This is a genomic window from Vibrio sp. V43_P6S15P86, from assembly GCF_009904725.1.
In the GTDB taxonomy this organism is placed as follows: domain Bacteria; phylum Pseudomonadota; class Gammaproteobacteria; order Enterobacterales; family Vibrionaceae; genus Vibrio; species Vibrio diabolicus.
In genome coordinates this window covers 1-12,569 of the sequence record NZ_WXWT01000347.1, presented here as the reverse complement: position 1 = coordinate 12,569, position 12,569 = coordinate 1, and the positions used below count along the sequence as shown (strand labels likewise).

10 protein-coding genes are annotated in these 12,569 nt (G+C 45.9%); 3 read left to right on the top strand and 7 right to left on the bottom strand.

The genetic code is table 11. The features are described from left to right. Positions 1 to 6: 6 nt before the first annotated feature. From CAG69_RS15540 to CAG69_RS15520, 5 genes are all read right to left on the bottom strand, one after another. Positions 7 to 825 carry a transporter substrate-binding domain-containing protein gene (locus CAG69_RS15540; RefSeq protein ID WP_109169941.1) on the bottom strand — a complete coding sequence of 273 codons (819 nt, stop codon included), beginning with the start codon at positions 823 to 825 and terminating at the stop codon, positions 7 to 9. 9 nt (positions 826 to 834) lie between these two features. Next, complete coding sequence (locus tag CAG69_RS15535; protein ID WP_161445004.1) at positions 835 to 1,632, bottom strand: amino acid ABC transporter permease; 798 nt, start codon at positions 1,630 to 1,632, stop codon at positions 835 to 837. Beyond that, positions 1,632 to 2,366: an amino acid ABC transporter ATP-binding protein gene (locus CAG69_RS15530; protein WP_029840296.1), complete on the bottom strand. Its 735-nt coding sequence runs from the start codon at positions 2,364 to 2,366 to the stop codon at positions 1,632 to 1,634. Before CAG69_RS15530 ends, CAG69_RS15535 begins: the two co-directional genes overlap by 1 nt. A gap of 209 nt (positions 2,367 to 2,575) precedes the next feature. Then, positions 2,576 to 4,054 carry a pyruvate kinase gene (gene pyk, locus CAG69_RS15525; protein WP_161445002.1) on the bottom strand — a complete coding sequence of 493 codons (1,479 nt, stop codon included), beginning with the start codon at positions 4,052 to 4,054 and terminating at the stop codon, positions 2,576 to 2,578. A gap of 137 nt (positions 4,055 to 4,191) precedes the next feature. Next, a complete protein-coding gene (locus tag CAG69_RS15520) occupies positions 4,192 to 5,571 on the bottom strand; it encodes an MFS transporter (protein ID WP_161445001.1) in 1,380 nt (459 codons plus the stop codon). 287 nt (positions 5,572 to 5,858) lie between these two features. Here CAG69_RS15520 and CAG69_RS15515 point away from each other — a divergent pair, with 287 nt between their 5' ends. The 3 genes from CAG69_RS15515 to CAG69_RS15505 are packed head-to-tail and all read left to right on the top strand — an operon-like array spanning position 5,859 to position 10,757. Further along, on the top strand, positions 5,859 to 7,145 hold the full coding sequence (locus CAG69_RS15515; RefSeq protein ID WP_161444999.1) for an ABC transporter substrate-binding protein: 1,287 nt from the start codon (positions 5,859 to 5,861) through the stop codon (positions 7,143 to 7,145). Then, the gene (locus tag CAG69_RS15510) at positions 7,145 to 9,499 is read left to right on the top strand and encodes an ATP-binding protein (RefSeq protein ID WP_161444997.1); all 2,355 of its coding nucleotides are present in this window, start codon (positions 7,145 to 7,147) and stop codon (positions 9,497 to 9,499) included. The genes CAG69_RS15515 and CAG69_RS15510 overlap by 1 nt, the downstream gene beginning before the upstream one ends. Beyond that, positions 9,489 to 10,757 (top strand): sigma-54-dependent transcriptional regulator, encoded by a 1,269-nt coding sequence (locus tag CAG69_RS15505; RefSeq protein ID WP_161444995.1) that lies wholly within the window; start codon positions 9,489 to 9,491, stop codon positions 10,755 to 10,757. The genes CAG69_RS15510 and CAG69_RS15505 overlap by 11 nt, the downstream gene beginning before the upstream one ends. Before the next feature lie 88 nt (positions 10,758 to 10,845). Here CAG69_RS15505 and CAG69_RS15500 read toward each other — a convergent pair whose 3' ends face one another. Together CAG69_RS15500 and CAG69_RS15495 are read right to left on the bottom strand one after the other, a co-directional pair. Beyond that, positions 10,846 to 11,502: a lysoplasmalogenase gene (locus CAG69_RS15500; protein ID WP_161444993.1), complete on the bottom strand. Its 657-nt coding sequence runs from the start codon at positions 11,500 to 11,502 to the stop codon at positions 10,846 to 10,848. Between the two features lie 296 nt (positions 11,503 to 11,798). Continuing rightward, the coding region (locus CAG69_RS15495; protein ID WP_161444991.1) for an iron-containing alcohol dehydrogenase at positions 11,799 to 12,569 on the bottom strand (771 nt) is incomplete at its 5' end.

Genomic DNA, 12,569 nt, shown 5'->3' with positions numbered 1-12,569 from the left:
TTTAGATTACTGGCCTTGCGCGACTTGATCTTGCCAATCTAATGTCGAGAACCAGTATTCATAACGCTGCTTTAACCATCCGTCTTGGGTTCTTTCTTCAATCCACTGATTGAAAAAGGCTTTTTTATCTTCTTCTCCTAGGCGAACCGCAAAGGCTTCGTTACCTTTTGAGAGTCGCTCGGAAAATGGAAGGAATAGTTTGTCGCTGTGTTTCACTGTCTCATGCTCTGGTTTTGGGCTAGAAGCAATGACCGCATGGGCGTTACCATTCAGCACCTCTTGGAACGCTTGAGCGTCATCATCAAATTGCAGAATCTTCGCTTTCGGGAAGGTTTCTCTGGCTACTTGAACGGTGAACGCACCGCGGCGAGCCGCTATTTTTACGCGTCGTGAGTCAAAATCGGAGAATTCGCTAAAACCTGAAGCCAGCTCTTTGTTCGCTGCCACTTGAACTCCAGAGTGCGAGTAGGGCTCAGTAAACAACACGCTTTTGGAACGCTCAGGCGTGACCGACATGCCACCGATAATCACGTCGAACTTTTTCGCCAGTAGTGCGGGAATAATGCCATCCCACGCAGTCGGTACAAATTCCACTTTCAAACCTGAATCTTGTGCTAAGCGTTTGGCCACATCGATTTCAAAACCGATTAACTCACCTTGCTTGTTGCGCATTGCCCAAGGTACAAATGTTGACATACCAACGCGCAAAGTGCCTCGTTCTTTGATTTGATCTACATTGGGAGTGGCAACATCTTCTTTCGCGATTGTAGGCATAGCGATGGCTAGCCCTAATAATGCAGTAATGGTCGCTTTGAATAACTTCATGTTATCTCCTTATAATTTGCGCCAACTGGCTCCGAGTTTGTGTTCTAGCCATGCAGACAAGCCAGAAAGTGATAGAGTGAGAGCAAGATAAATTGCTGCCACGGTAAACCAAATTTCAAACGGCATCGCCGTCTCAGAGACGATGTTGCGTGCCTGTGTTGTTAAATCAAAAATCGCCATCACGCTTACAATGGAAGAGTTTTTGATCAAAGAAACCACTTCATTGGTCAATGGCGGTAATGTGCGCTGTAAAACCTGGGGCAAAATTACGTCTTTGTAAGTGTAAAACGGTGATAACCCGAGTGTTTGTGCTGCTTCGAATTGCCCTTTAGGAATACTGTTTAAACCTGCACGGAATATTTCCGCAGTGTAGGCACCTTGGAAAAGGGACAATGCCAAAACGGCGGTACTGAATCGGTCCAAACCAATCACGGGGCCAAACACGAAGTAGAGCAAATAGATTTGCACCAACAACGGCGTGTTGCGTATTACCTCGACATAAGTGGTGCCAATAACATTGCCGACTTTCGAATCGCTAAGCCTTAGTAACGCGGTGATCAATCCCAACACTAAGGTGAAGAATAGACTAATGACCGAGATGTTAAGCGTGACCAATAGCCCATCGATAAGTTCTGCTGGCCACCATTCGCCATCTTCATAAAAAGCGATGTAATCAGGTACGCGTTCCCATTGCCATTGATAGCCCATAGCATCAGCACCAGAGTCCAACACCCACACAATCGCGATGAAGAGGATCATCATTTGCAGCAAAGCTTGAAGGACGGGTTTGATTACGCGAACTATCATCAGTAACTTAAAATTTGGTTCAAAAATGCTTGGGTTCGTGGATGCTGTGGTGTTTCAAATAAGGCGATCGGTGAGTTCATTTCAACGATTTGGCCTTCATCCATAAATACCACGCGGTTCGCTACTTTTTTGGCAAATCCCATTTCGTGCGTGACGCAAATCATCGTCATTCCGCTTTGTGCCAGTTCAACCATGACATCCAACACTTCGTTGATCATTTCCGGATCAAGCGCCGAAGTCGGTTCGTCAAAAAGGAGTAAGTCCGGTTCCATACACAAGGAGCGGGCAATCGCGACGCGCTGCTGCTGACCGCCGGAAAGCTGGATGGGGTATTTGCTCGCTTGTTCTTCAATATTGACGCGCTTGAGGTAATGTCGTGCGCGTTTTTCAGCTTCCTGTTTTGACAATTTGAGTGTGCGAATCGGCGCTAAGGTAAGGTTTTCCAGTACAGTTAAATGAGGAAAAAGGTGGAAGTGCTGGAACACCATGCCGATTTTGCCGGGCTTGAGGGATTTTGCATGAGAAGGCTGGTCGAACACATGAAGTTGGCCGTCTTGAATCGATTCAAGATGGTTGATGCAACGAATGAGCGTTGATTTTCCTGAACCAGAAGGGCCACACACAACGACGATCTCGCCAGAATGTACGGAGAAGTTGATATCTTTTAGAGCGTGGTAATCGCCATACCACTTGTTTACGTTGCTAAATTCGACGACGGGGGTGTTCTCTTTCAAAGGGGCACGCTTTTAGGGATAACAATCGCTCTACAATAACAAGTTGTGAATGCGATTTCATTAAGTTAACGCTCATATTCCAAGAGTCAGCGAATGGTTGGTTATATCGTGCGCAATAAAAAGGACCTGCCATTTGGCAGGTCAAGTCCCTGTGGAGCAAGTTATGGGGGAGAAATTCAAGGTCGAGCTTGAATAAGGGGGAGGTAAACCTAAGCTGCGATTTCTTCCGCTGGCTTCATGTGAGAAGACACATTCAAGCTCAGCAAGCGACAAGCGTTGATTTCACCCATGCCTTCGATGGAATCGAGCTGGGTCATCAAAATGGAGGAAATATGTGCTTCGTTGGCCTTTTGACGTAAGCATTCCACTAACTGCGGCGCGAGATCGACGTGGCTTTCTGCTGCTTTGAAATACAAAGGTTCAACACCGCGTAGAATAGTCATTTGTGCAAGTAAAGCTGGGTTGTCGCTCAGGGCCCAAATCTTAGTTTTACTTTGGCAGCGAGACATCAACAGCGGCGTTTCACCATGTTGGGTTAAAATCGCAACGCCAAGATCTTGATGAACGCGAGAAGCCGAAATCATTGATGAAAGCGCGAAACTTTTGCCTGGGTTAGAACATAAGTGTTGCAGAGTATCCCAGCAGTCATGGTTACATTCCAGCTCGTGCTCTGCACCTTGTGCGATGCGAACCATGGCTTCGACCGCTTCGATTGGGTATTTGCCCGCCGCCGATTCCGCCGACAGCATCACGGCGTCTGTTCCGTCGATAATCGCGTTTGCCACGTCTAACACTTCAGCGCGAGTTGGGAGAGGATTCTCGGTCATCGATTCCAACATTTGGGTCGCGGTAATGACTGGCTTACCCCAATGTTTAGAACGATTGATCAATGATTTTTGCACCATTGGCAGTCGTGCGTCGCCAATCTCTACGCCTAAATCGCCGCGAGCAACCATAATGATGTCTGATGCTTTAATGACATCATCCATCGCTTCTTTGGTTTCAACAACTTCTGCGCGTTCTACCTTCGCGACAATCTTGGCGTGACAACCTGCTTTTTGCGCCAAGCTGCGAGCGTATTCGATATCTTGTGCATTGCGCGGGAAAGAAATGGCAAGGAAGTCGGCTCGAAGTTTAGCTGCGGTGTCGATGTCTTGAATGTCTTTCGCGGTAAGAGCCGGAGCGGAAAGACCGCCACCTAACAAGTTAATGCCTTTACGGTTAGACAATTTACCGCTGTTCAATACTGTGGTTTTAATCCACTGCTCGTCACGGTGTACTTGGCTTACTTTTAGCTGAATGCGGCCATCATCTAGCAGCAGAATATCGCCTTCGTTCACGTCTTGAATCAGCTCTGGGTAATCAAGCCCAACCATTTCTTGGGTTCCAGATTGTGCGTCAAGTGTGCCGCTCAGGGTGAATACGTCGCCTTGATTGAGTAGAACTGCGCCCTTTTTGAAACAAGAAATACGAATCTTAGGGCCTTGTAAATCGACTAACACACCAACATAAGTGTCGAGTTCAGCCGCAATTTCACGAACTAAATTCGCGCGGGCAATGTGTTCTTGCGCCGTTCCGTGAGAAAAGTTGAGTCTGACTACGTTCGCGCCTGCTCGAATCAATTTAGTCAGTGTTTCGCGGCTTTCACTTGCTGGGCCTAGCGTAGCCACAATTTTGGTTTTACACATTTGTCACCTCAATCGACACTTAAAAAGGAAAATAGAAATAGGGGGGGGGATTTTCTATCAATCTCGTAAGCACTCTTTGCAAAAGAACTTAAGACATTGGGGAAGTAAGCGGGAGTTGCCTCCCGCTTTAGTCAGGATTAGTGACTAGGGCGAGCTTCTAGCTCTTTTTCTTCAACTGGGTCGATATCAACCACTTTCTTCGCATTCCAAACTGTTAGAGCAAGAAGTAGAGAAATCACACCAGCAGCCAGCCAGAAATATTGCGCCTGAGAGAAGTCGTATTTAGTTACGCCATCAACCTCTGTGATTTTGATTAGAGAAGCTGACACTAACTCTTGACCAGAAGCGGCGATGTAAGAGAACAGACCGATAAAGCCTTTCACTGCGCCAACTGCGTTCTTAGGCATCAAGTCACAAGCAGTTAGACCTGCAAGGAACACAACCAGACCACCGATAGCGAAACCGATCATACCTAGTGCTACTGCGTCAACGATGCGGTTATCTGGGCCGAAGAACATCAAGCACATGCCACCGATGTTCGCCAATCCGTAAAGTAGAGTCGGGATATGGCGGTTAGAGTTGAACACCTTGTCAGAGATGATGCCTGATAGGATTGCACCTGCTAGACCCGCGATAGGGTATGTAGACATTGCGAAGCCAGCGTCAATCAGTGAGTAACCTTTTGCTTCTTGTAGGTAAAGCACTGCCCAAGAAGACATCGCGTAGCGAGAGATGTACATCGCTGCACACGCTGCTGCAATTAGCCAAACGGTTGGTTGCTTCAGGATGAACATTTGAGCGCGACGAGTTGCTTGCGGATCGTTCTTTTTCTTGATCTCAGGTTCTTCGTCGAATGCTGTTGCTGAATCTGGCAAACCGTAAGTTTGTGGACGGTCTTTTAGGATGAAGAACATACAAATCGCTGCCGCAATCGCTGCAATACCCGCACCGATGAAACCTGCACGCCAACCGAAGTAGCTCACTAGAGACGCCGTTAGAATCCAAGTGATACCTTCACCGATGTTACGTGAGCCACCCCAGATAGAGTAACGGCTACCACGTTGTTTTGGTGAGAACCATTGGAACAGAGACACACAAGACGGTGCTGAACCAACAGATTGGAACCAACCGTTTAAACCCCAAAGCAGAACAAAGAAGAATGCCGTGGTGTTCAAACCCATGAATACTGCGGTGATACCAGACAGTAGTAGAGAGAACGACATAAATCGGCCAATGTTGGCATAGTCAGAAAGGAAGCCGTTCGAGAACTTACCAAAAGCGTAAGTGAAGAAGAAAGCCGAACCCATGATACCGAGTTCTTCGATGGTTACGATGCCTGCATCCAGCATTGGTTTTTTAACAACACCTAAACTCATACGAACTACGTAGAAGACGGCGTAACCGAAAACCAAGCCTAAAAATACATGCCATTGGTAGCGTTTGAAACGCGCTTGCATTTCCTCTTTCGAGCCATCTGAAAGAGGGAGGTCAGGGCGTGTTTTAAAGAAATTAAACATCTTGCACTCCAAGTTTTAATCATAAATGTTTTGTTGCAGGGCTATCTTGAAGTGACAGATTGCACAGTACAAAGGCGTGAATTTGAGACAGAATTGACCCATATTGATATGTAGGTTGAGTCAAAAACGGGAATTTAGAACGTTAGGCTGACACTTGTTACTGATAGAATATGCTTAGTTTTGGTTGAAGTGCGTCAATAGTGACTCAAACATACTCTGCGAGATCTTTTGACAATCTTTCATAGATTTGAGTTGCCGCACATTATTTAAGGTTTTTGGTTAATTTGATGGCTGATTTCAAGCAATTTGGGCGTCGTTTACTTCTTAGTGCGGCGCTTTATGCACCGCTCACAATGGCAGCAGAAAAAGAGTTGGTGATACTCACCACCTTCTCTCAAGCACCGATCACTGCTTTGGTGGATGACTTTACGCAACACTACCCTAATGCTGAAGTCCGAGTTGTTCACCGACGCACTCAATCAAGCCTGCAATTGCTCAGCAAAAGCTACATGAAGGATATCGACTTGGTGTTGAGCTCGTCGCCGTTTCTGATGCAAGAGCTGTCTAATGAACATCGTTTGGCTGATATGTCGTCGCGTGTGCAAGTGCCGAAATGGTTGTCGCCTTATCTATTACCTAATAACGATCAAGTCGTGGCGTTTGGATACTCAGGCGCCGGGATTGTTTGGAACAAAGATTATTTGGCCGCGAACCATTTACCAGAACCGAAGCGTTTTCAAGATCTGACTAATCCGCTGTACTTTGGTCACGTCACCATGAGCACGCCAAGCCGCTCCGGAACCACGCAATTGATGGTCGAGAGTGTGCTTAGTCAATATGGTTGGCAAGAGGGCTGGCGGATTTTACTCAATGTGGGAGCGAACCTCGCGACGATCTCTTCTCGCAGCTTTGGAGTGGCGGATTACATCGCCAAAGGTAAGTTTGGTATTGGGCCAACGATCGACAGCTACGCACTGATTGCGCAACGCAAGTTCGACTACGTTGGCTTTGCTTATGATCAAGACTTTACGCTGATGCCTACCTATATTGCACAAATCAATCGGGGCAAGAGTGATAAGTTGGCAGAGTCCTTTATTGCTCATTTGCTTTCAAAAGAAGTACAAGAGCAGATGGAAAGCAGCACCTTCTCCAAAACAGCGCTTGACGATACGGCTCGATACGGTGGAGAAAATCCCGTTCTCGACCTAGAACAGGTAATGCCACGCGAAGCGTTAATCAACTTGATTTTTGACACCGCGATCACCAAGCGTCTTCCGGAGCTTCAAGACGCTTGGCTCTCGCTCATTAAATTGAATCGACTCGCCGATGGAAAACCAGAGAAACAACGTTCGCTACAAGCCATTGAAAAACAACTGTTTGAATTGCCACTGAGCAAAGCGCAAGTAACCGAAATTGCGCAAAAGCTGTCGACCATGGATAAAGACTCCGAAGTTGGAATGACGCACTACCAAGCGTTATTGGCAGAGTTTTCCCATGAATTGGGGCGTGCGATGTCGGAAAAATTGGACAATGTAAATCAGCAATTGGCTCAATGGCGAGGGAAAGAGAAGTAGTGTTATACCCGAAATACAAAACCATTGGTGCCCGCTTAATTGCCGCTTTTGCTTGCAGCACGCTCTTGCTTACCGTGGTGTGTTTGGTCGCTTGGGCGACATGGAACAGCTTGGATAATCAGGTGCGCCTTTTGTTGGAAGATAGCGTACCTAAATATAACGCCAGCTATTTTCTCGAAAGTAAAACCAGTGAAATTAACCGCCGCGTAGAAGCGCTGCAAGCGGTAGACAACAAAGTACAGCTGACTGAACAAGCCATGCAGGTCAACGAACAATTGGCTTCTATCTCGACAGTTCTGAAAAGCAATAAGATGAGCTCGGAGTTTTATCAATTGCTCGAATCGGAAGCTGGCCTTGCCTCGCTACTGGAAAAGTACGTGGATATGATTTCAACTCGCATCGATCAAACTCGCCGCGTCGACCAACTGATGGAGCAGATTAACTGGCTTCACCAAGATATTCGCTCTGAGCTCAAACCGGTTCGACAAGAAGTGCATTGGCAGATTGAGCGGGTAAACGACTCGAAAGAAATTCAAAACTTGCTGGTGCAATTGAGTACTTTGCAACGGGTCATCGATATTGAGTCGGCGGTGTACGACATGGCGATTGATGTTGCTGGCGCATCAATGCCGGAGCAGGTCGACAATGGGATGAAGGTGATTCACTTTCGCTTGATGGATCTGCAAGAAAGCAGCACAACCTTAATGAATCAGCCAACCTCAATCGCTTACAAACAGTTATTGCAAGAACTTGTGGTGGTGTTGAGTCCAGAAGGCGCGTTCGATAAACAATTGATGTCATTAGTGACGCTGAACGGCGATATTCAGAAAATACAAGAGCAAATCGCGCTCAGCATGGATGCAATTCATCAACAAATCGGTGAACTGGTTTCCACTGCGGACCAAACGTTCAAACAGGTGAAGAGTGAAACCGCCGAGCGTGTGTCTTATGGCAACCACGTTTTGATCGTCTGCTTTAGTTTGTCGATCATGACGAGCATGTTCTTGACGTATTACTTCATCAACCGCCGCATTGTGGCACGTTTGATAGGGTTAGGTGACAGTATTGATGCCATCATCAAAAACGACCTGAGCCATCCGGTTGTGGTAGACGGCAACGATGAGATCGGGCGCTTGAGTGAAAAGCTCATCGAGTATGGTGACAAGGTTCAGGAAATTCAGCGGACTAACGCCTTGAGTCTAATCAACAACACCACGGCGAGTTTGATTACCAGTGATCTCAATGGTGTTGTGGAATCAGCAAACTTAAGTGCGCGTAAATTATTGAAACTTGGTGAGGTTAACGAAAGTTATCCGATTTGGGAGTACTTCCCAGAGAGCTGTCGAGAACAACTGAAAAAGGTATTCAATGGTTCTCATTTGTGGATTGAACTTGGTAAAATTCATGTGACATTGTCACTTGGAGACGAGAAGCCAAAGTATGTGCGTTTCGATATTCGTCCTTTCGCTCATGGTGCTGAATACAAACTGATCATGACCATTACGGATGTCACTCATCAAGAAATGACTACGCGTACCTTGGAAAGTCGAGTGTTAGAAAAAACGCAAGATTTGCTGCTGAAAAACCAACAGCTAGAAAATGAAATCGAAGAGCGTATTCGCACCGAAGACAATCTCAAAAAGACGCAAGATGAGTTGATTCAAGCTGCAAAAATGGCGGTTGTAGGTCAAACCATGACCAGTTTAGCGCATGAGCTTAATCAGCCATTAAACGCAATGTCGACGTATTTATACAGCGCGAGAATGTTCCTTGAACAGGAATCTCCAGAAAAGGTTGGTGAATCCATTACTCACATCGAAGGTTTGGCGACTCGGATGAGTAAGATCATCAACAGTTTGCGCCAGTTTGCTCGCAAGCCAGAAGGTGAAAGAGAAGTGAAGTCTGTAAGTGTTCATGAGGTGGCGGAGCAAGCATCCACCATTGTAAACACGCGAGCGAAGCGTCAACAGATCATCATAGAAAACCAGTTACCTGATGATGTAAAAGTGCAAGGCGACATGTTGGCGCTAGAACAGGTCTTCATTAACGTCTTAGTAAACAGTTGTGATGCGTTGATGGAAAGCACAAGGGACGAACAAAAACGGATTCAAATGGCGCTGGTGGAACGAACCAGCCAAACCACACTGATTGCGATTAGTGACAACGGCATTGGGTTTGGTGAAGAGATTGTGCAGCGGATTTTTCAGCCTTTTGTGTCGACAAAAGAAGTTGGCCTAGGGCTGGGGATGAATATTTGTAAGTCATTAATAGAAAAGCATAAAGGAAGTATCTACCTCGCTTCCTCATTAGAAAAAGGTGCGATGGTTGTGTTGGAGTTACCTAATGAGCAATAACCCATATTCAGTATTATTGGTCGATGATGATCAGGATGTTTTGGACTCTTACTCTTACTTGATGAATATTTCATCGATTAAGTCAAAGGCCATTAACGATCCGACACAAGCGTTGCAATACGTCTCTCCAGAATGGGCGGGCGTTGTTATTCTCGATATGTATATGCCACAGATGCACGGATTAGAACTCCTTAGGATGATCAAAAACGTTGATGAGCGAATTCCCGTAATTGTGATTACTGGACACGGCGATATCCCGATGGCAGTTGATGCAGTAAAGCAGGGCGCGTGTGAGTTTTTAGAAAAACCGATCAATCCAGCCGAGCTTCTAACGTTGGTCAAACAGCAGCTCGAAACACGTAGCAGCCAGGTGGAGTTGCAGTTACAGGCGGAGAAATCTATTTCGCGCTCATTAATTGGCAAGTCTGCACATATGGAGCAGATCCGTAAGCTTGTTGCCCAATACGCGTTACTGGACACGCACGTGGTGGTTTATGGTGAGTCGGGTACTGGGCGTCATAGCGTCGCTGGGTTAATCAAAGACATGATGTCAAAGAGTGAAGAGACGGAGTATGGCTCTCTTACGCTCAGTGCAACCACAACAACGGGTAGTATTGATGATGCCATCGACAAGCAGCAATCGTGTGTGCTCGTGATAGAGAACTTGCCTGAACTGCCTGAAGAAGGGCAACGGCATTTGGCTCAGTTGCTGCTGGCTCGCGAGCGTTGTGGCAAAAAGAACCTCCGTGTGGTGACGATTTTTGACTCAGAGCCGGAAGAGTACATCGCCAAAAATCAATTGCTGCCGGAGCTGTACTATCTGCTCAATCAAGGCGTGGTTCACGTACCGCCATTGCGTCAGCGCCCTGACGACATCGTGACGATATTTCATTACTTCTTAAAACTGAGTTGTAAGAAATTAGGCAAAACATTGCCAAATGTCGACTCTAGCTATCTTGCGCTACTGAGAGGATACCCGTGGCCGGGCAACATCCGTGAGCTAAGAAACATCGCTGAGTTATACGCAATCGGAATTGTTAAGTTAACGGGTAAAGAGCGCATCTACTCACAAAATGAGATTCAGCTTCCATTGGATGATTTAGTTGACGATTTTGAAAAGCAGCTCATAGAAGATGCGCTATTTTTGCACTCCGGGCGAATTACCGATGCGGCAAACCATCTGCAAATACCGCGTAAAAAGCTGTATTTGAGAATGAAAAAGCACGGAATTGAAAAAGGCAATTACAAGTCGCGATAACAAAAAGCGTTTGAGGTTTACATCAGTAGGCTTAAACGCTTTTTCATCATAATTCAGAGTGATGAGCAACAATCTAAGGCATAGAAAATTAATTGATCACTGTGAGATACGGATAACGAACAACGATGGCAACAACGGACATTACCATCAATGTTTGTGCGGAATAGTAGGTCACCATGACGACTTGTCGCGAAAATATGGATCGTCCCCCGAAGCGTTCAAAAGCTAAGACTGTACCAGAAACGATGAAGATAAAGCTTCCGAGCACTGCAAATGAGGACGATTGTGTTTTTCCACTCAAATAATACTCGATAGCAGCCCAACACATGGTCATCAATACCAATATGTAGCTGGCAACCGGGAGCTTTTCTTGACCAAGGTCCGGTCGAAACAACCAATAGAAACACACACCGAGTCCAAATAAAGCAATAGGGAGCCAAGGCGTAAAATGCCAAGCGGACATGATGGTAAAACCGTAGCTATAGGAAAGATGGGCAGAGCAGAAGAGCACTAATCCGGTAATAAACTTATCTCTAGGGAGCATTAATAGTAGATCACCAAGCAACGAGAGCGATAAGCCAATCAAAATCCAATGCGTATATGGCATATGATAGGCAGGAGACTGGATTAAAATCCCTAACATACAGAGCACTGGTAATGGTTTGGATACGTAGAAGACCCACTTAGGACCTTTACGAATACTGATGATATGTATGAATGCTAATACGACAACAACTAGCCACATAAAATGGATTCTCGAACAGACAAGCTAATTTAGTGGATAACTACAACAAATAAAAGGTCGATTAAATGAGTAAGTTAGACCTTTGAATTCAATTTTATTTTTGTTTGTGTAAAGCTAGACAGTTGTCTCTTTACTTACCTACACGATCAATGAGTTTGTAGGGATTAATCGTTATTTTGAGGAGTTCCCGAATTTGAACGTGATGAAGCTTACAAAATAGCATAAAAAAACGGTATTGTGACCGTTAAGTCACAATACCGTTAAACCCTAGAAAGGGCAGTGAACTGTTTTTGCTGTTAGGCAACAGCGAGTTCTAAAATTTCACGACTACGTTCAAGAGTAATCGCTTGGTTTTCACCGAGAACGGTCATTCCGTGTTTGTTGAGTTGTTCGATGATGGCATCGATCGCTTGTTCACGACTTTCACCATAGTTTTCTAGCTTAGTTGCGACATCAAGTTGATGATAAAACGCTTCGATCGCTTCGATGGTACGTTCAGCAAGGTCGTCTCCAGCTTCAAGTCCAAATACGTTGCGACCCATTTGCTCTAGCTTAGGACGTTTAAATTGCATTTGGTTGCGAAGTAGCGATGGTTGGACGATTGCAAGAGAACGTGCATGATCGACGCCCCATAGAGCCGTTAATTCATGGCCGATCATATGTGTCGCCCAGTCTTGTGGAACGCCACTACCAATTAACCCGTTCAATGCTTGGTTAGCAGACCACATTAAGTTTGCGCGCCACATATCGTCGTCTCGCTCGGCAAACTGTTCTCCGAGTGTTTTTAAGGTTTTCAGCAGTGTTTCTGCATAACCATCTTGAACCATTGCGCCGGTAGGAAGCGTCAAGTATTGCTCACATACGTGCACCCACGCGTCAACAATGCCGTTGATCAACTGGCGTTCTGGCAATGTTTTCATTACATCCGGGTCTAACACAGCAAATTTAGGCTGTACTGCTGGAGACATGAACGGAAGTTTGTCTTGAGTTTCTTTTTTAGTGATAACAGCGCCCATGTTTGACTCTGAGCCTGTTGCTGGCAGTGTCAAAATTGCAGCTAGAGGCGT